We start from the raw sequence: 21,407 nt of genomic DNA, 5'->3' as shown, positions 1-21,407 counted from the left end.
CGAAGCGTTTTCGGCGCTGCTACGCGTCCGGGCTTTCGGACTCCTCGGCACCGCCGCCGCGGATCGTCCACAGCAGACCCTCGAGCTCGTCGGGCTTGATGAGCACATCGCGCGCCTTGGAACCCTCACTGGGCCCGACGACGCCACGAGTTTCCATCAGGTCCATCAGGCGGCCCGCCTTGGCGAAGCCCACGCGCAGCTTGCGCTGCAGCATCGAGGTCGAGCCGAATTGTGATGTCACGACCAGCTCGACAGCCTGGACGAAGACATCGAGGTCATCGCCGATATCGGGATCGACGTCCTTCTTCTCGCCCGCCTTTGCGGCGGTGACGCCCTCCTGGTACTCGGGTTCGGCCTGGTTCTTGGCGAAGTCGACGATCGCATGGATCTCCTCATCGGAGATGAACGCACCCTGCAGACGGGTGGGCTTATTCGCACCCATGGGCAGGAACAGACCGTCGCCCATACCGATCAACTTCTCGGCGCCCGGCTGGTCCAGGATGACGCGCGAATCCGTCAATGACGAAGTGGCGAAGGCCAATCGGGACGGCACATTGGTCTTGATCAGACCGGTGACCACGTCCACCGAGGGACGCTGCGTCGCGAGCACCAGGTGAATGCCCGCGGCGCGGGCCTTTTGGGTGATACGCACGATAGCGTCCTCGACGTCACGCGGCGCGGTCATCATCAGATCGGCGAGTTCGTCGACGATCGCGAGGATGTACGGGTAGGGCCGGTAAACCCGCTCGCTGCCCAGCGGCGCGGTGATCGCACCCGACTTGACCTTCTTGTTGAAGTCGTCGATATGGCGCACCTTGTTCGCCTGCATGTCCTGGTAGCGCTGCTCCATCTCCTCCACCAGCCAGGTCAGCGCGGCGGCGGCCTTCTTCGGCTGGGTGATGATGGGCGTGATGAGGTGCGGAATGCCTTCGTACGGTGTGAGTTCCACCATCTTCGGGTCGATCAGGATCATCCGGACCTCGTCCGGGGTGGAGCGCGCCAGCAGCGATACCAGCATCGAGTTCACGAAGCTCGACTTACCGGAACCGGTGGAACCGGCGACCAGCAGGTGCGGCATCTTGGCCAGATTCGCCGAGACGAAATCGCCCTCGATATTCTTGCCGAGGCCGATCACCAAGGGGTGGTGGTCGTTTCGGGTCGCGGGCGCCTTCAGCACATCGGCCAAGCGCACCAGTTCGCGATCGGAGTTGGGCACCTCGATGCCGACGGCGGACTTACCCGGAATCGGGGCGAGCAGCCGAACATTCTCGGTGGCAACGGCATAGGCGATATTGCGGGCCAGTGCGGTGATCTTCTCGACCTTCACACCAGGACCGAGTTCCACCTCGTACCGGGTCACCGTCGGGCCGCGCACGAAGCCGGTGACCGCTGCGTCGATCTTGAACTGCACCAGCACCTCGGTGATCGCCTCGATCATCGATTCGTTGGCGGCACTGCGCTTCTTGGGGGGATCACCGTCGGTGAGCAGCGTCAGCGGCGGCAGCGTGTAATCGCCTTCGATCTCCCGGTCGGTAATGAACTCGAGTTGCTTCGGTGGCGGCGGTGTCTGGTCCTCGACCTTGACCGGGGCACGCTTCTTCGGCTTGGGCTTTTGCTTTTCCTCGGGGACCTCGGCCGCAATCGGTTTCGCATCGCGCAGCGGCGGTTCGCCGATGATCTCGGTGACCGCATCCGAGCCGCCGAATTCATCGGGCGGGTAGTTCTCCTCGGGCGTGCGGCCGCGTCGCTTCGACTTGGTGTTCCGATGCAGCGGAAACCCGTCGGCGTCGTAGTTGGCCGGATCGAAACCGGATTCGCCGTCGTAGTCACCGTATTCGTCGCCGCCGCTACCGGTGCCGAAGTACTCGCGCAGCCGGCTCGGCACCTCGCGCACCGTGGTTCCGGTTACCAGCAGCACACCGAAGATGATGGCCAGCAGCAGAATCGGCGCCGACAGCCAAGCGGTGAGCCCGCTGGTGAGCGGGCCACCCACCACGAAGCCGACGAAACCGGCGGCGCGGGAACGCCCGTGCGCATCGCTCGGCGCACCGGCCGCGAGATGCCACAGGCCCAGGATCGGCAACCCGATCAGCAATCCGCCGAGCACGAGCCGCGGCCGGATCTCCGGATGCGCCTCGGTCCGCATCAAGACGATAGCGATACCCGCGGCCACGAAGGGCAACCCCGCTGATGCCGATCCGGAGACCGCGCGAATCGCCTCTTCGACCCAGTGCCCGATCGGCCCGCCCGCGGACAGCCACACCGCGGCCGCGATCACCGCGCTGAGCGCGATGAGGGCCAATGCGGTGCCGTCACGACGATGGCCGTGTTCGATTTCACCCGCCCGGCTCACCGCCCTGGTGGTGGCCCCGAGTCCGCGCGCGAGCATATTCCAGCCGCTGCTGATGCCGCGGCTGATCACCGCGAGGGGTGCGGTATTCGATTTGCGGCGGACGGGGCGGCGCGCCGGGGTGGTGCGGCCGCGCGGCGTGGGTGAGCGGCGTTGCCCGGCAGAGCGAGCCTGGCCCGAACGAGATGCCGCCGTGGTCCTCCCCCGGGCCGATCCCGCCCGCGCACGAGTGGTCGTGGAGCTGCGGGACTTACCTGCCATGGACCAAGGCTAACCGCAAACGCCTCATCCAGACCATTAACCACACGCGTATCGCAGGTCTCAACCGTGACCAACTATGCGGAACCCCAGGTCGGACCCGCCGCCGTCCAGCCCCCTTTTCGAGCAGCGTCAGCGTGTTATACCGAGCGATCGAGGCTCAATACAGTGCGGACGGCCTCGGGGTCACCGGCGGTTTCGATCCTTACCTCGTCGCGACCGAAGGCGTGCAGCAGTAGTTCGGAGGGCTTGCCGGTCAGCGTCACCTTCGCGGTTCCGGATTTCGTGTGCACGACGGCGTTCCTTCCATCCGGTGTGGCCAGCTCGACGGTGACCGGCGACTTCCGATAGGCCATCTTGCCCATGCGGCGCAGCATCGTCCACAGCTTGGCCTCGTCGGCGGCGGGCAGCTCACGCGGCGCCCAACCGGGCGCGCCGCGGCGCACATCCTCGTGATGGACGAACATCTCGGTCATATTGGCGACCGCGTCGACCGGCTTGAGCGGCGACCACCATGGTGGACCGGTCCGCACATCTTCCAACAGTTCGGGGAAGGGCCGGCGTGCCGCCTTGGTCTGCACCGACTCCAGGTATCCGGCGAGCGGCTTCAGCATGATTCCCGGGGATGCGTCCGGGCGGCGTTCACGAACGACCAAGTGCGCGGCCAGATCTCGCACGGTCCAGTCGCCGCAGAGGGTCGGCGCATCCGGTCCGACGGTGGACATCGCGTCGACCAGCGCCCGGCGTTCACGTTGTGCCATGTTCACACTTCCGAACATAGCCGACCAGGTCCGGCAACTCGACGCCGTCAGCACCCGCGCTGCCGCCGCAGCTCCGAATTCTGCGGGCGCCCTACATATCCCCGCCCCAGAAAAAGGATGGTTGGCGTGGTGGCCAACCGAAATGTACGTTGTCACGTGGTCCGTCGGGTCGCGGACCGTTCAAACGAGAAGGGGCGTTCGAGTTCGTGAACAAGTTCATTACCGCTGTCACTGTGGCGGCCACTGGTATCGCACTCGCCGTTTCGGCGGCACCCGCACAAGCCCAGGCCAACGAATACGGCGCCATCGCCGTCTCGTTGTCGACCTCGCACTACGGCTTCTGGTACGGCAGCGGCGGCTTCGCCGCGGCCGAGTCCAATGCCGTTGATGCCTGCATCCGCTTCGGCGGCGGGCCCGACTGCACGGCCAAGATCTCTTGGCGCAACGGCTGCGGTGCGCTGGCCATTTCCCGCAACTACTGGAGCTACGGTTCGGGACCGTCGCTGGGCGCCGCGAAGAACAAGGCACTGGCCAATAACCCCGGGAACGCCTACATCGAACATTGGAACTGCACTTCCGGATACGAGCTGTAGGACCGATATCTTCGTCCCGGCCGATGCCGGATCCATGACACATCGATCAGGGGAAACCGTGCAATACCGTTCATTCCGGGCTGTTGCCGCGATCGCATTCGCCGCCACCGCCCTCCTCTTCACCGCGTGCAGCTCCGACAACAGCTCGTCGAGCTCGGGTTCATCCGCGACGAGCAGCGCCAAATCGGGCGGCGGCTTCGAAAGCGGCACCAGCCAGGACGGCAAGGAGGAGGGTGCGGCGCCGACCTCCACCACGCCGCCCGATCTGCCCAAGCCGACCGTCCAAGACCTCAACGGCAAGATCACTCGTGCCCTCGACGGCACGGTCGCCGAAAAAGAAAAGGTGACCTGGATCGAGGACGCCGACCGCGATCCGGAGTTGGTCGACAAGCTGGTCGCGGCCGCCAAGCAGAACAAGGTCACGGTCGAGATCACCAAGGTCGGCGACCCCAAGGACGGCAAACTGAAGGCCGACGCCAACGTCACCATCGACGGCAAGAAGGTCGAGAACGGCTCCGTCGACTTTGTCGCCGTCGGTGATCAGTGGCAGATCGCGCACCAGTTCGCGTGCAGCATCGTCAAATCCGCCAAGCTGGACTCCGCGGCCTGCCAGCAGTAGCGCCGCAGAACGTGAAAACCGCCGGACGACAACGTCGTCCGGCGGTTTTCGCGTTTGTTGTCAGACGCCGATAACCGTCGGAATGATCATCGGGCGGCGGCGATAGGTTTCGGCGACCCAGCGGCCGACCACGCGCCGCACGCTCTGCGCGATCCGATGAGTATCGGTGACACCCTCACCGGCCAGCCGCAGCAGTTCGGCCTCGACGAGTTCCGCGGCATCGACGAGCGCGGTCGGATCATCGGAGAACCCGCGCCCACTGATCTCGGGTGTGCTGACCGCCTTACCCGTGGTCGAGTCGACCGCGAGGGTGATCGAGATGAACCCGCCCTCGCCGAGGACCAGGCGATCCGACAGCGTCGACTCGCCGACATCGCCGACGGACAGACCGTCGACGTACACGTGCCCGACCGGAACCCGGCCCACGATCGAGGCGATCCCGTCGACCAGGTCCACCACCACGCCGTCCTCGGCAAGCACCACCCGATCCTCCGGCACACCGGTCGCCACCGCCAGCGCGGCATTGGCGCGCAGATGCCGCCATTCGCCGTGCACCGGCATGGCGTTGGTCGGCCGCACCGCGTTGTACAGATACAGCAGCTCACCCGCGGACGCGTGCCCCGAGACGTGCACCTTCGCGTTCTGCTGGGTGATCACCGTGGCGCCGAGCCGCGCCAGACCGTTGACCACCGCGAATACCGAATTCTCGTTGCCGGGGATCAGCGAGGAGGCCAGCACAACGAGATCGTCGGCGCGGATATTGATCTGGCGGTGTTCTCCGCGCGCCATCCGCGACAATGCCGACAGCGGTTCGCCCTGCGATCCGGTGGAGATCAGCACCAGCCGATCGCCCGGCAGGGTCGCGGCGACATCGAGATCGACGACCACGCCGTCGGGCACCGTCAGATAGCCCAGCTCCTGCGCGATCTCCATATTGCGCACCATCGAGCGACCGACGAAACACACACGGCGCCCGTACTTTTGGGCGACATCGACCACCTGCTGGATGCGGTGCACGTGGCTGGCGAACGAGGCAACGATCACCCGGTGGCGGGCCTTGCCGATCACCGTGTCCAGTACGCCGCCGATCTCACGTTCAGGCGTGACGAAGCCGGGCACCTCGGCATTGGTGGAGTCCACCAGGAACAGGTCGACGCCCTCGTCACCGAGGCGGGAGAATCCGGCCAGGTCGGTGAGGCGACCATCCAGGGGCAGCTGATCGAGTTTGATATCGCCGGTGTGCAGCACGACGCCCGCCGGGGTGCGAATGGCCACCGCGATGGCGTCCGGGATCGAGTGGTTGACGGCGAAGTATTCGCAACCGAACGGGCCGTGCGTGGTGTGCTGGCCCTCGATCACCTCGACGAGTTTCGGACGCAGCCGGTGTTCCCGGCATTTCGCGGCCACCAACGCGAGGGTGAATTTCGATCCGACGACCGGGATATCGCCGCGCAGCCGCAGCAGGAACGGCACCGCGCCGATGTGATCCTCGTGGCCGTGGGTGAGCACGATGGCTTCGACATCGTCCATCCGGTCCTCGATGGGCCGGAAGTCGGGCAGGATCAGGTCGACGCCGGGCTGCTGATCCTCCGGGAACAGTACGCCGCAGTCGACGATGAGCAGTTTGCCGCCGTATTCGAAAACGGTCATATTGCGGCCGATTTCGCCGATGCCGCCGAGGGCGAAGACGCGCAGACCGTGTTTGGGCAGCTTCGGCGGTGCACCGAGCCGGTCGGCGGCGGCGCGTTCGGCGGGGGCCGGCGTGGGCTGCTCACCGCGTCCGCGGCCACCCTGCTGACGGCCGCGGCCCTGTCTGCGGGGCTGTTCGGCCCTAGCGGCCGGGGCCTTCGCGGCGGGCGCCTTCTTGGCGGCTTTCTTCGCGGGCGCGGCTTCGGAGGTCCGTGCCTGGTTCTCGGGGGCAGATTCGGGGGATCTCGCTAGGTCACCACCGTCGGATTGCGCTGCCTGATCGGACTTTTCCGAACGGGGCGGACGCTTCGCGGCGGGTTCGGGTGCGCCCGCGGCCCGGGTCGCGGTCCGGCGGGGGCGGCGGCCTTCTGCCTCAGTCATGACTGCACCTCGCTACTGGTCGGTTCGATCATGTCGGACAGTTCGGTGTTCTTGATTCGCTTACTCCTCATGAAAGCACCCCCGCCAGCCGAAGGTCGGCGGCCAGGGCATCGAGTTGTTCGGTGGACGGCATCAGTTGCGGCAGCCGCGGTTCGCCGACTTCCACGCCGAGCAGGCGCAGACCGCCCTTGCACATCGCGACGCCACCCAAGCGCGACATCGCCGCATTCAACGGCAGCAGGCCCGCATTGATCTCACGGGCGCGCGCCACGTCACCGGCGGTGAAGGCGTCGAGCAGGGCGCGCAGCCGCTCGGGCACGAGATGTCCGATGACACTGATGAATCCGGTCGCGCCAACCGAAAGCCAGGGTAGATTCAGCGCGTCGTCACCGGAGTAGAAGGCCAGATCGGTATTCGCGATGAGGTCCGCACCGGCGTTCAGATCACCCTTGGCGTCCTTGACCGCAACGATACGCGGATGTTCGGCGAGCTTGCGAATGGTGTCGCTGGCAATGGGAACCACTGAGCGCGGCGGAATGTCATAGAGGGTGACCGGCAGGTCGGTGGCGTCGGCGACGGCGGTGAAGTGCGCGAGCAGGCCGTCCTGGGTGGGGCGGGAGTAGTACGGGGTCACCACGAGCAGGCCGTGCGCGCCCGCGCGCTGGGCATTGCGGGCGAGTTCGATGGAGTGCGCGGTGTCGTAAGTGCCCGCGCCTGCGATCACGGTGGCGCGGTCGCCGACGGCGTCGACGACCGCGCGGAGCAGATCGGCCTTCTCCGATTCGGTGGTGGTCGGCGATTCGCCAGTGGTCCCGGAAATCGCCAGCAAATCGACGCCACGGTCGACCAAGCGGGCCGCGAGCGCGACCCCGGCATCGACATTGAGCTTGCCGTCGGCACCGAAGGGGGTCACCATCGCGACACCTACCGTGCCGGACGCACGCAGCTCCGTAGGCGTCGATTCACCGTTCGTCATGGTCAGAAAGGCTACCCGCTCCCGGGAACGCCCTCGACACCCTGACCGCCGATCGGCTTGCCCGGGCGAGTGATTCGCCTCCCACTTCATGATCATGATGTCAGACCCGCCCTTGTGTGACATCACAGATGGCGTCACACTGATGTCATGGATTTGAATAAGTACACCACCCGGCTACGCGAGGACCTGATCGCGGCCGCCGCACTAGGTGACGAAAAGACCCAGGCCACCGCTGCCGCACTGGCGGCGGCGACGGAGAGCTCGGCGCGACTGGCGCTGCTGGCGGCGCTGTCGGATCTCGCCGCTGAGGTCAGCACCGAACTCGGCGACCGGACGGTGCACGTATCGGTGGACGGCACCGATGCGACCGTGGACGTCCGCAAGAACCCGACCCCCGACAGCGAGCATCCGACCTTCGAGGAAATGACCGGCGACATCAGCCGAGTCACCCTGCGGTTGGTCGAGCAGATGAAGGCCAAGGCGGAGGAAGCGGCTGCGGCGAGCGGAGTTTCCTTGAACTCGTGGCTCTCGACGGCCGTCAGCGGTGCGCTGCGCGACCAGATGCGCGGATACGGGCCTAAGCGCGATATCTGACCCAACTCGATATCTACCCGCCGACCCAGCAGCTACTTCGAGTACGGCTAACCAGCGAGCTGTCGCGGCGGCTGGATCGCCCGGCCTTCAGCCTTGACCATCGCCGATTGCGTTGAGCGTTCGTGGCACGGGTGGACAGCAAATCCACGCGAAAGCCGAGATCAGCTCGAGAGCGACTGCTCACAACAGCGATGCGAGATCGCCACGCTCGCCGATCACCACCTCATCGAGTTCGAGCCAGTCGGCCATCTCACGCAGTGCGTCGGTAAGTGCTCGCGCCGTCTCCGGCGTGCGATAGCCGGGCTCGGCGAACGCACCGGGCACCAGCAGCCGTCCGGCCGCCCGCTCGGCACGCAGGTCGACGCGGCCGACCAACTCCCCGTTCAATAGGAACGGAAAGACGTAATACCCGTGCACCCGCTTGGGTTCCGGCGTGTAGATCTCGATCCGGTAGTGAAAGTCGAAGATCCGCTCGGTGCGGGCGCGGAAGAAGATGAGCGGATCGAACGGACACAGCAAAGCCGCACCTTCGATGCGGCGCGGTGTCGACGCACCGGCCCGCAGATACGCGGGCTTATCCCAACCCGTCACCTCGACCGGTTCCAACTCCCCCGCATCGACCAGATCCGCGATCGCCGGTTCGGTTTGCGATCGATGCAGCCGGTAATAGTCGCGCAGATCGGTCTCGGTCGCGATGCCCAGTGCGGTGCCAGCGCGCAACACCAACTCGCGCACCGCGTCGGTCTCGGAGACGTCACGCGCCAGGATCTCCGGCGGAATCACCCGCTGGGCCAGGTCGTAGTGCCTGGCGAAACCGACCCGCTTATCGACCGAGAGTTCACCGGCGGCGAAGAGCTGTTCGCAGATCATCTTGGTATCGCTGAGATTCCACCAGGACCCTTTGGGGCGCGGTTTGTCCAGCTCGAGATGACGCTCCACCTCACCCGCGGTGCAGGCGCCGACCTCGGTGATCACATCGAGAATGTCCTTGCCGAGGGTGGGGTTGCGTTCCTTCGCCCGGCGCATGCCATTCCAACGACCGTGCTCGTATCTGCGCATCCGCCACCGCATCAGCGGCCAGTCCTCGACGGGGATCAGCGCAGCCTCGTGCGCCCAGTACTCGACCAGCCGCCGCGGGCGCCGCACACCATTGCTCCAGGCGGCGCCGTCCAGCAGCGTACGGTCGTATCCACCGATCCGGCTGAAGACCGGCGCATAGTGCGCGCGCACCACTGCCGATACCGAATCCAGTTGCAGTAGTTGCGTTCTGCCGAGCACATCGAGGACCGTCCGCCGCGTCGGCGCGACCGGTTTGCGCCGCCCGAAGCCCTGCGCGGCCAACGCCGTCCGACGTGCGGCCACCGCACTCATCTTCCGCATGGGTCGAACAATGCCATGCCGCACCGACAGAATCGGCCGTCGTACCGGCGAACAGGTATCCGGTCGCGGCATGAGGCCGGGCGCACTCCCATCCGCCGCGCTAACGACCTCGCCGGATGGCCCAGCTCACGACGGCTACGTCGAGACCGAGACCGCACCCGCGGTATCGATCTCGGTGCGCCGATCGCGGTCCGGTGCGTTCGCCAGCACCGTGGCGAGCACTCGTCGGCCCATCGGCAGCACCCGCACGGTCACCGAACCGGCGTTGGCCGCGTCCAGTTCGCGGGTCGCTGACTCGATCACCTGCTGGCGGACCCACTTCGGAACCCCGGCGAAACCACCGTCATCCAGCAGCACCACTTCGACCCCGCGGGAGCGCGCGCCGCGGGCGGCACTGCTCAACTCGTCGGTCACCAACTGTGGCGCGCGCAATCCATCGCGCAACTCGGCCTCGAGCAGTCGACACTCCTCCCGCTCGCATGCGGTGAGTTCGGCGCCGTCGGCAATGCGTTCCAGAATCGGGCGGGCCACCTTATCGAGCCGGGCCAGTTGCCGGTCGCGCTCGCCGTTCTGGGCGGCCATGGTCGCCTCCGCGGCCGCACGCATGGTCGCCTCCTCTCGCAGCAGCCGCAGCGAGCGCTGCATCGGCCGCATGACCGCGGCGCCGATCGAGACCCCGGCCACGGTGGCGATCGGCACGATGGATCCGACCACCACCCGCAGCCCGGTCATCGCGCCGACCACCGCGATCACCGCCGCGATCCCGGCGACACCCCACCACGCCGCACCCAAACGACCGCGTAACACCAGCACCGCGAGCACATAGGACGAGGCGAATGCGGTCCAGACCTGTTTGGACATGCCGTGATCGATATCGACGGTGGTCAGTGCGGTCGCGATCGGTCCAGCCGCGGCCACCGCGATCGCCGCGGGCAGCGGCAGCGGATCGACCGGAATCACCAGGACCACCACCCCGGCCCCGACCAGCAGCGCCAGCGCGAGCGAGGCCAGAATCAGCGGCGATTCGGCGAAATTGCGCATCATATAGAGCAAGATCGTCGCCTCGAAGATGACCAGGAACAACCATGCCGACCGGTCCCGCAGCCCGAGCAGGTCGCGCAGGCCGAATTCGTTATCGGTGTCAGCCATCGCCGCCCCAGACCAAGGTCACGGTGGTGCCGTCCCCCGGCTGGGATTCCACGAATCCGGCCCCACCGGCCAGTTGCCGCATCCGGCCGAGGATGCTCACCGAAACGCCCAGCCGATCGGCGGGCACCCGGTCGAGATCGAAACCCGCTCCGTCGTCACGGAATACCACCCGGATGCCACCGGCACTGATCGTCACTGTGACGGCGCGCTGCACGGTACGGCCCGCAACCGTGGCGTGGCGCAGACTATTTCGCGCCGCCTCGGCGAGCGCGGCGGCGATAGTGCCAGCGGCATGGACGGGCAGTCGCAGATCATCGAGTCCGGCCCAGCGGCGCGCGGTGAAGCGGATGCCCGGATTCACCTCGTACACCGCCGAGCGCAGGAAGCCGATCGCCGATTGCGCGTCCAAACGGTCGGGTTCGGTATTGGCGCCGCGGCATTCGTCGAGTTGCTCCAGCGTGCGTTCGGCCTGACGGCGCAGTACCGGCGATTCGGCACCGGCGCGCGAGGCATCGAGCAGCGTCGACAGCACCGCATCGTGGATCAGGGCGGCGAATCGAGCGCGCTCCCGATCCCGCGCCGCTGCACCGGCCACCGCCGCCGCGCGTCGACTGGCGATGACCGACTCACGGTCAACCCGTGCCGCCGCCGCGAGCGCGTAGATACAGCACCAGAGGAAAAGCGCGCACAGGCCAGCAGCCCTGGCGAAGTCGCCGATCAGCGACCATAGCGTCGCTTCGGGCACCACATACCGGTTCGCCAGCGCCGCGGCCGCGGCCGCGACCAGGAGATAGGTGACGGCCAGCGCCGGACGCCAAGCCAGGACGGCGGCGAGCACCCCGAGCGCGAGCACCCGATACATCCAGACCGATGCGGTGTCGGTCAGCGGTGCGGCATAGATGAATGGCATGGTTGCCAGCGCCGCAAGGTAACTCACCGCGGCCGCGCCCGCCACCACGCGAATCGCCCTGGCTCCCATCGCGATCGAGACGACCGCGAGCACCGGGAACCAGCCGAGCGCCACGCCGACCACCACACTCGCCCAGGGACCGGAGATGAATTTGGCCTGTTCGGCGATATCGGGCAGCTCGACGATGGCGACGATCACCCCGGCGATGCCGACGGCCAAACCCAAACGGCGCAGAATGCGATCCGAGGCCGCTTCGACGATCTTCGGTCTGGACACCGCGGCCCGCCCACGACGCCATCGACTGACCCGGAACGGGTCGAGCGAGGCGGAGCTCGCGGTTGGTGTAGATGTGTCCAGCATGCTGGACGCGGTCATCCGCGCTGATGCCGCTCGGGAACCGGTAGCCATCCGTCCTCTACCGCCCGCTTGTAGAGGTCGGTTTTGGTGGGAGCCGGACGACCCGCATCGGCGTACTTCTGCCGGATACGCCCCAGATAGTCGTTGACGGTCTGCTCGGAAAGTCCGGTCAGCCGCGCGACGCGGGAGGCCTTCTCACCGGAGGCGTAGAGAGTGAGCACCTCTTCCTGACGCGGGCTCAGACCCACGTTGGACAGCTGCGGATCGCCATCGATAGCGGCGGCCCAGTCGGTCGTCACCACCTGCTCGCCCGAGGCGGCACGGCGCACGGCCGCGACCACCGTCGGCACATCCTCGGATTTGCGCACCACGCCGAGTACACCGGCCTTCGCGGCGGCACGCACCAGGAACGCGTTATCCGCGCCGGTGAACACCAGGACCTCGACGCCGCGGTTGCGCAGCGTGCGCACATTGTCTTCCGGCGACGACCCATCGGCCAGTCGCAGATCGAGGACGACCAGGTCGAGCGGCGCGCTATTCGCCTGCGCAAGCAGCTCCGGTACGGTCCCCGCAGTCAGCACCAGATCGAGATCGGGTTCCGGCGCCAGCATCGCGGCAAGTCCGATCGCCACCGATTCGTGGTCTTCGACCAGCCCGATCCGGCGCGGTGCTGTTTCGCCCCCTTCGACCCACATCACCTCGACACTCCGTTCCCGAGCAACTCGTCCACATCCCCACCGCTACAACGTCACCTCGTAGTATGCCCGGCCTTCCCGGCCACCGGTCAGACACCAAAAATCGGGGGACGGTCCGCTATGCCATGAGCTGCGCCGCGACGGTCGCCCCGAGCTCCCAGCAACGCTGAATATCGTCCTTCGACGGCGCGCCCATCACGATGACCGGCGCCGCCACCTTCTCCCAGCCGAGCCCGTTGGTCACGCTGACCACCCCACGCTCGGCCCCTTCGGTGCCCTCATTCCCGTGCAGGTAGAAGCCGAACGGCCGACCACGTGTCGAGTCCAGGCATGGGTAGTAGAACGTGTCGAACGCATGCTTGAGCGCACCGGACATGTAGCCCAGGTTCGCCGGGCTACCGAGCAGATAACCATCCGCGGCCAACACATCGCTCGCGGTGACCGCAAGCGCCGCGCGGCGCTCGACATCCACCCCTTCGATCTCCGGATCCGTCGCACCGGACACCACGGCCTCGAACATGGCCTGCATATGCGGTGATGGGGTGTGATGAATGATCAACAGCCGAGACACACCCCGCAGCGTACTGCCGTCCCGGAACTCGCTGGGGGAGGCAACGGTGGCGTCGCGACAGTGTGGGGAAGCGGAGGCCATATTCAGGTGCCCCGGCTATTGACTGGCGACAAACCTGGGAGGAAAATAGGTGGTTACACCGGAATACCGGAAAGTGCCGAACTGTCAGCCGGAGACGTCCGACGACATCGGAGACATTTTCCAGGATCTGGCCAGGCCCCCGGCAAGCCAGTCGAATAACGGAGTAATCAACGACGGTTGAGACTTACGGATTCGACGGACACTACCGGGGACTGCTCTGTTCGGGGGTCTTCGTTCGACAGTCGGACCGGCAAGCGGGTGATCAATCCTCGCGGTGGTCGCTTTCGAATTTCTCCAGCGCGACAGCGCGCCGCATGGTTTCGCGCGCGCGGCTGCGATCACCGGCGTAGTCGTAGGCGCGGGCGAGGCGGTAGCAAACGCGCCAGTTGTCGGGATCGGCCTCCCATTCCTGTTTGACCTGCTCGAACAGTTGGTCGGCGGCTTCGCGTTCGATGCGACCGGAGGGGCGGCGCGGTAGTTCGGAGGTGTCGAGTTCCAGGCCCTCCTCGTGGATGCGGCGGGCCAAATGCTGGTGGGCCAGAGCCGCGCGGACGGTGGCGACGACGATCCAGACGCCGAGCAGCGGCAGGATCAGCACCCCGATGCCGATGATGACGGCGGCCACATCACCGGAACCGATCAGGCTGAACGCGATGCGGCCGAGCAGTAGGAAGTAGAAGCCCAGCACGACAACCAGAGCCGCGATGAACGCGATGAGCTTGCGGACCTCGGTGCCGCGACCCGCCTCGACCGGTTCCGGGGCGTTCATGACTCCACCTCGCTGGCGCTCGGTTCCGCCATGACCGCCCGGGCGGCCGTGTCCGCGGTTCCCTCGCTGCGCTTGCTCACAGATCCAGGAACGGGTCGAGTCCGACGGTCAGGCCGGGGCGGTTCGCTATCGCACGCACACCGAGCAGCACACCGGGAGCGAAAGAGGAGCGGTCGATGGAATCGTGCCGGATGGTGAGGGTTTCGCCCTGGGTGCCGAACAGCACCTCCTGGTGCGCGACCAGTCCGGCCAGGCGCACGGAATGCACCCGCACGCCGTCGACGTCGGCGCCGCGGGCGCCCTCGAGTTCCTGAGTGGTGGCGTCGGGGCTGCGGCCGACTCCGGCCTTGTCCCGAGCCGCGGCGATCAGGCCCGCGGTGCGGTAGGCGGTGCCCGATGGTGCGTCGAGTTTGTTCGGATGGTGCAGTTCGATGACCTCGACCGAATCGAAGAATCGGGCCGCCTGTTCGGCGAACCGCATGGACAGCACCGCGCCGATGGCGAAGTTCGGGGCGATCAGCACACCGGTCTCCGGTCGCCCGGCCAGCCAGCCGCGCACCTCGTCCAGGCGGGGCGCGTCGAATCCGGTGGTGCCGACCACGGCGTGAATTCCGCGTTCCACCAGGAACTTCAGATTCCCCATCACCACATCGGGATTGGTGAAGTCGACGACCACCTGCGTCCCGGACTCGGTGAACGCCTCCAGCGAATCGTCCTTATCGACGGTCGCGACCAACTCCAGATCGCTCGCCGCCTGCACCGCCTCGCAGATGGCCTGCCCGACTTTCCCGCGCGCACCGAGCACTCCGACCCGAATGGTCACCGCACCTCCTCATTCGCCTGCTGTCCCCGCAAGCCTATCGACCCTGCTCACCTCGCCCTCCCCTGACCTCCCACTGGGGCAGCTCAGGCGGCGGCCATATTTTCGGCCATCTTTTCGAGGAGCCGGACGGTCTCGACGTACTGCTCGTCGGTGATGCCGTCGAGCATTGCGCGGCGGCGCTTGCCGATCAGGGCGAAGGCTGCTCGGTGGGTGGTCCGGCCCGCGTCGGTAAGGGCGAGGGTGCCCGAATCGTCGGCGATGTCGCCGCGATCCACCAAGTAGGCGAGCTGAATATCCCACTCCGACAAGTCGTTCCAGAAGGGGGCGAGACCGTCGCGAACATCGACCTCGGGGCGGGGGCCTTCGGCCAGTGAGTTGAGCATCTGCCAGTGCCGACGGGTCAGCCCGGCGGTAGCCAGGTCCTCCTCGAAGCAGGCGTTGATCAGGCGATCGAGTTCCTTGAGCCAGTAACCGATCGGGCGCTGCGCGGCCATCGTTCCTCCAAAACATGTAGACTAACAACTACATGTAATATGACATGGAAATAGGGCGAATGGAAGAGCATGATGCGGTCACCGAGGCCGTCGAGGCGGCAATGGTCCGGATCCGGCGGCGCCAGACCCGCGGCGCATTGGGCAAGGATTCACCGGTGCCGCATGCGGTCTTCGGAGTCCTCGACGCGGTAGCCGGTACCGACGCGGCCACCGTCGGAACCCTCGCCCCCGCACTGGGCGTCGATCAGCCACGCGCGAGTCGCCTTGTTGCCCAGGCTGTTTCATCCGGACACCTCGAACGGGTGGCCGATCAGCACGACGGCAGACGCGCCGTCCTACGACTCACCCCCGCTGGGCTGCGCGTACTCGCAGCAGCCCGCGACGGACGCCGAGCCGCGATGGCAGCGGCGATGGCGAACTGGACCGACCACGAACGCACCGAATTCGCCCACCTACTGGGCCGATTCATCGATGCACTCGACACCCCCCGCAGTATCGACTCCTGAGCACTTCGCGCACACTCAGCAGTCGCAACGGGCATCGAGCGTAGTAAAGGATGGCTGCGGACGGTGTTTCGAGCCACCAATTCACCACGCTCGAACATCAGTCAGTCGAAGACGATGACCTGACGTAGCGCATGCCCGGCGGCGAGTTCGTCCATGGCATGGTTGATTTCGTCGAGGCCGACGTGGGAGGACACCAGCTTCTCGACGGGCAGCCGACCCTCGCGCCACATGCGGACGTATTCGGGAATGTCGCGGGCGGGCACCGCCGAGCCGAGGTAGCTGCCGATGATGGTGCGGCCCTGCGCGACCAATGCGAGCGGGGAAATGCTCGCACGGGCGTCGGGGGCGGGCAGGCCGACGGTGACGGTGGTGCCGCCGGGGCCCGTTGCGGCGACGGCGGTCTCGAAGGCGCGGATATTGCCCGCGGCTTCGACAACGATGTCGGCCTGGATACCCTGCTCGGCGAGTTCGGCCGGTGTGTAGGCGGCGGTCGCGCCGAGTTCCATTGCGAGAGTGAGCTTTTCCGCGACGGTATCGACGGCGATTACCTCGTGTTCGCCCAGCGACACCGCGACGAGCACCGCCGCCATGCCGACACCGCCGAGACCGACCACCATGATCCGGTCGGCCGGACCGGGTTTCGTGGAATTGAGCAGCGCCCCGCCACCGGTCAGTACCGCGCAACCGAGCACCGCCGCCACCTCCGGCGGCACATCGGCATCAACCGGAACCACCGATCGGCGGTCGACGACGGCGTGCGTGGCGAAGGCGGACACCCCGAGGTGATGGTGCACCTCGGCACCCGCACGGTGCAGCCGCCGCCCACCGTTCAATAGCTCACCCGCATTATTGGCGACGCTGCCCGGCCCGCACGGCGTCCGTCCCTCGCTGGCACAGCCCGCGCATTCCCCGCAGCGCGGCAGGAAGGTCATCACCACGCGCTGCCCCACCGCAAGATCACTGCCACCGGGCCCCACCGCCTCGACGATGCCCGCGGCCTCGTGCCCGAGCAGCATCGGCACCGGTCGCACCCGATTTCCGTCCACCACCGACAGGTCCGAATGACACAGTCCGGCGGCCTCGATCCGTACCAGCAGTTCCCCCGGCCCCGGCTCACCGAGGTCCAGTTCACAGACGGTGATCGGCGCCGACTCGGCGAACGGCACGGGCGCTGCGATCCGCTCCAGGACCGCCCCTCGAATCTTCATTCCACCGACGCTACCGCGCGGCGTCACAGACAGCGAAGTGGGTCACAGCGGGAAACGCGGTCGATGAATCATGGTTCCGATCACTCGGGGGTGGCACGGTGGGGACTGATTCGCTAACCTCGACGCCCGTGACGGTGCTCCCGTAGGCCGCCTTGTACCGAGCCCGGGGTCGGGACCGTCACGACACAAGGAGAAATCCCCTGGCAGTACAGCTCAATCACACCATTGTCGGTTGTCGGGACAATCGAGTGTCCGCCGAATTCTGGGCGGACATCCTGGGTTTGGAACTAGGAAAAGAGTGGGGCCCGTTCATCCCGCTTCCCACGGGTAATGACGTCACCTTCGACTTCGCGAACGTGCCACCGCACATCACCGAAATCCAGCCCCAGCACTACGCATTCCTGATCTCCGAGGCCGAGTTCGACGCGGCCTACGCCAAGATCCAGCGCTACAAACTGGATCACTGGGCCGACCCGCGGCAACAGGGCGTCAACGAGATCAACCACAACGATGGCGGTCGCGGCGTCTACTTCCTCGACCCCACTGGTCACTTCTTAGAGCTGATCACCGTCCCGTACGGCGGTTGGCCGATGTAGTGCCCACCGTCGGGGCAGCCGCAAACCCGCTGCCCCGACGGGTTGGTTCGATGTCGTGATTTCAATTGTGCCGGTTGGTCTTTCGCGACAAAGCGTCGTCGACGATCTGCTCGCGAAAGGCACGCTGGGCCGCCTGATCGCGCGATCCCGGCCCGCCTCGAAGCCCTACGCACAGGTCGGCTTAGCGTCACCCCGCGGCGGTCGGCGGCCAGGGATTGGGTTTGACACTTGCCGGTTTGCGGGTGGGCACGTCATCCCAGTCGAAATGCGTGCCCACCCAGGCCTTCGGGCGATCGAAGTGGATTTCCTGGGCGGCGAAACGCGTGCCGAGGAAGGAGATATCGCCGAAGAAGTCGCCCTCGCTGAAGTCGACGATCCGCCCGCCGAGCACCGTCCGCGGGAATCTGATGCCACCGTGGTACTCGGCCTGCGAGAAGTCCGTTTCGCGGGTGCCCCTGTTCCGCAGTCGATTCGGCGCGCCTACTCTGGCCTCGTCGAAGGCCGTGAGCGTCGCGTAGAACTGTGCGCCTTTGAATGTGACACGGGGACTTGCGAATTCGGTGCGATCGAAGGCGATGTGGTCACCATCGAAGGCGGCGCGCTCGAACGAGGTCAGCTCGGCCCGGAACTTCACGTCTTGGAACGATGTTCGAGCACCGAGGAAACGAGCGCCACTGAAGTCGGTGCGTGGACCACGGAAGGTCGCGCTCTCGAACGATGCCGGACCTTCGAAGGTGACCTCGGCGAAGGTGGTGCCGACGCCTGCGGGTTCGCGCTTCTCGATGCGATCGGACCCGAATTCCGCGCGATCGAACAGCGTCGGGCCATCGCGAAAAGTCGCGCCGCGGAAGGTGAGATGCAGCCCGGCGAAGGTCGCGAACTCGAATGTGGTCGGTCCGATGAACGTCGCTCCGGCGAACGACGTATGCCGTCCCTGGAACACCGCATACCGAAAGTCCGCCTTCTCGACGACCGCATTAGTGAAGGTGAGGGTGCACGCCGACCATGAGATCTCCGCCGAGGGCTTCAGATGTTGCGCGATCACTCGCACGATCGCGCGACGCACCTCCCGATCATTGCGCCGGAATTCGTAGACCCGCTCGACCTTGCCCCCGGCTTCCTCCGCCGACTCGGCGCGTGAGACCAGATGATTCGCTCCATCTGCCGGGTCGTAGGGCAGTTGCAGATACCCGCACAACACATCGATGCACTGCTGTCTTCGACTCGGTGCCGAGAACTCATCGGCCACCCCCGCCATCGCATACACCCCAGCGATCCGCACCGCCGGATCCGCATCACCCAACTGCCGCGCCGCCGCCCCGAACAACTCCGCGAACCGCCCCCGCTCCAGATCCCGCTGCCGCCGATACGCCACCACCAGCGCGACCGCCCCGCCAACCCCGGCCGCCACCGATAGCGCAATCTTGGTGAGATCCAACTGATTCGGCGTCTCGGCCTTCGCACCCAACAGCCACCACAACAACCACCAGGTCAGCCCGGCGATCACCAATCCACCGACAACCGCGCCCAACACCGCGAGCAACAATGCCGCGCGGTGTAGTCGGTCGCCCAACCGCCCCCATCGCATCCCCGCATGGTAGCGGGGTTGTCGCTCGCCGACTACCGAACAAGATCGGTTGGGTCTGTCCCCCTTGCGTTTTCAGCCGTCCAGAGTTGTGCCCGCACACCCGGCTTACCCGACGCAACCTATGCGGACGAGGCGGCCGCGGCGTCGAGCGCGACGACCATTTCGACCTCGACCAACGACGCATCCCTCGGCATTACCTGGCGGCGTCCGGTCCGGCGGAATCCGTGCCGACGATAGAGCCGCTCGGCCGGTTCGTTCCCGTCCAGCACCCACAGCCCGACCGCGCGGCACCCTGCACTACTCGCCCACTCCAGTACCGCCCGCACGAGCACATCCCCCGCCCCTTTGCCACGCGCCTGCGGCGCCACCCACATCGAAATCAGCTCAGGACATTCAGGGGACTCCTGCACCCAACCGCCCGCCGTGCCGACCGGGATATCGTCGAGCAGCGCCGCGAACTGCGCCCGCCCCGCGAGGTTGTCGCGCCAGTCCGCTTCCGAGCGCCGCTCGGCCTCGTCATAGGTGAGCCATGCCGCGTCCGGCGCCTCGGTCAACGACGCCAACTGCAGGTCGCGGTAGATCTGCCAATCCGAATCGCCCAGTCGGCGCACACTGATCACGCAGGCATCCTCGGCCAGACGCTGATGCGCCGCAACAGATTTAAACGACCGGCCCGATCGCACGCCGCGCCAGCAGACCGGCGCACCACCGCGGTGCTGGTCGACGACCCCGCATCCGCTCGACCGCAGTGGCTCGCGCTACACGAAACCGCGACCCCCGCAACGCAGTAACGTTCGAGGAGCCGCGGCCGCGACGCGATCCAGTGGCTCATCCAGCCTGTTGGGCCACTTCCCGATTCCTACGCAGACCCAGCCCGGCCGCCACCAGGCAGGCGAAGGCGACCGCACCGACGAACCATGGGAACACCTCGCTCAGCCCCCACTCGGTCGCCGCCCATCCTGCCAGGATGGTCGGCAATGCCATGGCCGTGTAGGCGAGCAGGTAATACGCCGACATCGTCTCGCCCCGCTTGTGCTGCGGCACGACCTCGGACAGATGCCGCAGCGAACCACCGAAACCGAGCCCGAAGGTCGCGCCGAGCAACACCCCGGCCAGCAGCACCACGACCCAGTTGCCGGTATGCAAGGCGGGCACCGTCAGCACCAGTGCCACTGCCATACCGGTATCGCCGCCGATCGCCGCGCGCCGCGCCGGAATTCCGGTCGCGAACAGCTGAGCCATCGCACCGGCCACCGCGGTCGATGCGACGACCGCGCCACCGAAGATCAGGTTGTGAATGCCCGTCTCCGCCGAGGCCAGCGACGGATACAGCGACAGCAGGACGCCGAGCACCGACCAGGCCGCCATCACACCCAGTGCCGAGAACCAGAAGTCACCGCGAATCTCCTGCGGCACCGCCGGTTTCGCGATCCGGATGCGACCGGCGACCCGCGCGGTATGCGGTTCGCGCAGCGCAATGACACCAACCCCGATGGCCAGGCACACCACTGTGATCACGACATAGGGCGTGCGCAGCGGATGCGGCGCGTACTGTGCCAGCACGGCCGATCCCAGAATGGCCACGGCCATACCCACATTGAAGGCGACGCCACTGAGCTGACCGGACCGCGCGCCGTGCTTCGGCCGCAGATCGAGCAGCGCCGCGGCACCGGCCACCACGGTCGAACCGACCGCCAGCCCGTGCAGCGCCCGCGCCACCAACAGCATCACGACGTTATCGGCCAGCAGGAACACCACCAGCCCGACGATCATGGTCGCGAACGCACCGAGCAGCACCGGTTTGCGGCCGACCACATCGGAGATCCGCCCGGAGACCAGCACGGCGGCCAGCGCCGCGAATGCGTAGACGGCGAAGACGAACGTCGTCGTCAGCGGCGAGAAATGCCATTCCTTCTGGTACATGCCGTACAGCGGTGCGGGCACCCCGGAGACGCCGAGCGCCACTCCGCTGGCCGCCAGAATCAGCGCATAGGCCCAGCGCTGAGAGGTCTGCTGGTCGGCCGCCACTGTCATTGTCGCTGCCATTCGGAACCCCGAT

General features: G+C 66.7%; 21 protein-coding genes. 5 read left to right on the top strand and 16 right to left on the bottom strand.

All coding sequences use genetic code 11. From position 1 onward, the window contains the following. Nucleotides 1-19: 19 nt before the first annotated feature. Complete coding sequence (locus ACQP1G_RS12195) at nt 20-2,611, bottom strand: DNA translocase FtsK (RefSeq protein ID WP_433202408.1); 2,592 nt, start codon at nt 2,609-2,611, stop codon at nt 20-22. 137 nt (nt 2,612-2,748) lie between these two features. Next, on the bottom strand, nt 2,749-3,375 hold the full coding sequence (locus tag ACQP1G_RS12190) for a TIGR03085 family metal-binding protein (protein ID WP_433202405.1): 627 nt from the start codon (nt 3,373-3,375) through the stop codon (nt 2,749-2,751). A gap of 200 nt (nt 3,376-3,575) precedes the next feature. On the opposite strand from ACQP1G_RS12190, the gene ACQP1G_RS12185 reads away from it, so the two are divergent. Further along, nucleotides 3,576-3,962 carry a DUF4189 domain-containing protein gene (locus ACQP1G_RS12185; RefSeq protein ID WP_433202403.1) on the top strand — a complete coding sequence of 129 codons (387 nt, stop codon included), beginning with the start codon at nt 3,576-3,578 and terminating at the stop codon, nt 3,960-3,962. Between the two features lie 58 nt (nt 3,963-4,020). Further along, entirely contained in the window at nt 4,021-4,581 is a 561-nt protein-coding gene (locus ACQP1G_RS12180) for a hypothetical protein (RefSeq protein ID WP_433202400.1), read from the top strand. Between the two features lie 60 nt (nt 4,582-4,641). Here the strand turns inward: ACQP1G_RS12180 and ACQP1G_RS12175 are convergent, their stop codons facing one another. Then, nucleotides 4,642-6,651, bottom strand: coding sequence for a ribonuclease J (locus tag ACQP1G_RS12175; protein ID WP_433202397.1), 2,010 nt, complete (start codon nt 6,649-6,651; stop codon nt 4,642-4,644). A gap of 67 nt (nt 6,652-6,718) precedes the next feature. Then, complete coding sequence (gene dapA, locus ACQP1G_RS12170) at nt 6,719-7,627, bottom strand: 4-hydroxy-tetrahydrodipicolinate synthase (RefSeq protein ID WP_433202394.1); 909 nt, start codon at nt 7,625-7,627, stop codon at nt 6,719-6,721. Between the two features lie 147 nt (nt 7,628-7,774). Here dapA and ACQP1G_RS12165 point away from each other — a divergent pair, with 147 nt between their 5' ends. Then, entirely contained in the window at nt 7,775-8,221 is a 447-nt protein-coding gene (locus ACQP1G_RS12165; protein ID WP_433202391.1) for a toxin-antitoxin system HicB family antitoxin, read from the top strand. Between the two features lie 180 nt (nt 8,222-8,401). On the opposite strand, the gene ACQP1G_RS12160 is transcribed toward ACQP1G_RS12165, so the two are convergent. The 8 genes from ACQP1G_RS12160 to ACQP1G_RS12125 all read right to left on the bottom strand — a co-directional run bounded on the left by ACQP1G_RS12160 (nt 8,402) and on the right by ACQP1G_RS12125 (nt 15,450). Continuing rightward, nucleotides 8,402-9,601 (bottom strand): winged helix-turn-helix domain-containing protein, encoded by a 1,200-nt coding sequence (locus ACQP1G_RS12160; protein WP_433202388.1) that lies wholly within the window; start codon nt 9,599-9,601, stop codon nt 8,402-8,404. A gap of 135 nt (nt 9,602-9,736) precedes the next feature. Beyond that, nucleotides 9,737-10,750: a hypothetical protein gene (locus tag ACQP1G_RS12155; RefSeq protein WP_433202385.1), complete on the bottom strand. Its 1,014-nt coding sequence runs from the start codon at nt 10,748-10,750 to the stop codon at nt 9,737-9,739. Next, nucleotides 10,743-11,936 (bottom strand): ATP-binding protein, encoded by a 1,194-nt coding sequence (locus ACQP1G_RS12150; RefSeq protein ID WP_433202382.1) that lies wholly within the window; start codon nt 11,934-11,936, stop codon nt 10,743-10,745. The genes ACQP1G_RS12155 and ACQP1G_RS12150 overlap by 8 nt, the downstream gene beginning before the upstream one ends. Before the next feature lie 95 nt (nt 11,937-12,031). Then, nucleotides 12,032-12,712 carry a response regulator transcription factor gene (locus ACQP1G_RS12145; protein ID WP_433208441.1) on the bottom strand — a complete coding sequence of 227 codons (681 nt, stop codon included), beginning with the start codon at nt 12,710-12,712 and terminating at the stop codon, nt 12,032-12,034. Between the two features lie 118 nt (nt 12,713-12,830). Next, nucleotides 12,831-13,283, bottom strand: a complete 453-nt coding sequence (locus tag ACQP1G_RS12140) for a flavodoxin family protein (RefSeq protein WP_433202379.1) — start codon at nt 13,281-13,283, stop codon at nt 12,831-12,833. Between the two features lie 343 nt (nt 13,284-13,626). After that, entirely contained in the window at nt 13,627-14,133 is a 507-nt protein-coding gene (locus ACQP1G_RS12135; protein ID WP_433202376.1) for a hypothetical protein, read from the bottom strand. A 76-nt stretch (nt 14,134-14,209) separates the two neighbouring features. Beyond that, a complete protein-coding gene (dapB, locus tag ACQP1G_RS12130; RefSeq protein WP_433202373.1) occupies nt 14,210-14,956 on the bottom strand; it encodes a 4-hydroxy-tetrahydrodipicolinate reductase in 747 nt (248 codons plus the stop codon). Between the two features lie 83 nt (nt 14,957-15,039). After that, nucleotides 15,040-15,450, bottom strand: a complete 411-nt coding sequence (locus ACQP1G_RS12125) for a hypothetical protein (RefSeq protein ID WP_433202370.1) — start codon at nt 15,448-15,450, stop codon at nt 15,040-15,042. Between the two features lie 59 nt (nt 15,451-15,509). On the opposite strand from ACQP1G_RS12125, the gene ACQP1G_RS12120 reads away from it, so the two are divergent. After that, nucleotides 15,510-15,956, top strand: a complete 447-nt coding sequence (locus ACQP1G_RS12120) for a MarR family winged helix-turn-helix transcriptional regulator (protein ID WP_433202367.1) — start codon at nt 15,510-15,512, stop codon at nt 15,954-15,956. A gap of 101 nt (nt 15,957-16,057) precedes the next feature. Here ACQP1G_RS12120 and ACQP1G_RS12115 read toward each other — a convergent pair whose 3' ends face one another. Further along, nucleotides 16,058-17,164, bottom strand: a complete 1,107-nt coding sequence (locus ACQP1G_RS12115; RefSeq protein ID WP_433202364.1) for an alcohol dehydrogenase catalytic domain-containing protein — start codon at nt 17,162-17,164, stop codon at nt 16,058-16,060. A 200-nt stretch (nt 17,165-17,364) separates the two neighbouring features. On the opposite strand from ACQP1G_RS12115, the gene ACQP1G_RS12110 reads away from it, so the two are divergent. Continuing rightward, the gene (locus ACQP1G_RS12110) at nt 17,365-17,760 is read left to right on the top strand and encodes a VOC family protein (protein ID WP_433208438.1); all 396 of its coding nucleotides are present in this window, start codon (nt 17,365-17,367) and stop codon (nt 17,758-17,760) included. A gap of 187 nt (nt 17,761-17,947) precedes the next feature. Here the strand turns inward: ACQP1G_RS12110 and ACQP1G_RS12105 are convergent, their stop codons facing one another. From ACQP1G_RS12105 to ACQP1G_RS12095, 3 genes are all read right to left on the bottom strand, one after another. Beyond that, nucleotides 17,948-19,348: a pentapeptide repeat-containing protein gene (locus ACQP1G_RS12105; RefSeq protein WP_433202361.1), complete on the bottom strand. Its 1,401-nt coding sequence runs from the start codon at nt 19,346-19,348 to the stop codon at nt 17,948-17,950. Between the two features lie 119 nt (nt 19,349-19,467). Continuing rightward, nucleotides 19,468-19,968, bottom strand: a complete 501-nt coding sequence (locus ACQP1G_RS12100; RefSeq protein WP_433202358.1) for a GNAT family N-acetyltransferase — start codon at nt 19,966-19,968, stop codon at nt 19,468-19,470. A gap of 208 nt (nt 19,969-20,176) precedes the next feature. Further along, the gene (locus ACQP1G_RS12095) at nt 20,177-21,394 is read right to left on the bottom strand and encodes an MFS transporter (RefSeq protein WP_433202355.1); all 1,218 of its coding nucleotides are present in this window, start codon (nt 21,392-21,394) and stop codon (nt 20,177-20,179) included. Nucleotides 21,395-21,407: the final 13 nt, after the last annotated feature.

Origin of the sequence: Nocardia sp. CA-107356 (assembly GCF_050946365.1) — a bacterium.
Taxonomy (GTDB): Bacteria; Actinomycetota; Actinomycetes; order Mycobacteriales; family Mycobacteriaceae; genus Nocardia.
This window is presented reverse-complemented; position numbering and strand designations above follow the sequence as displayed.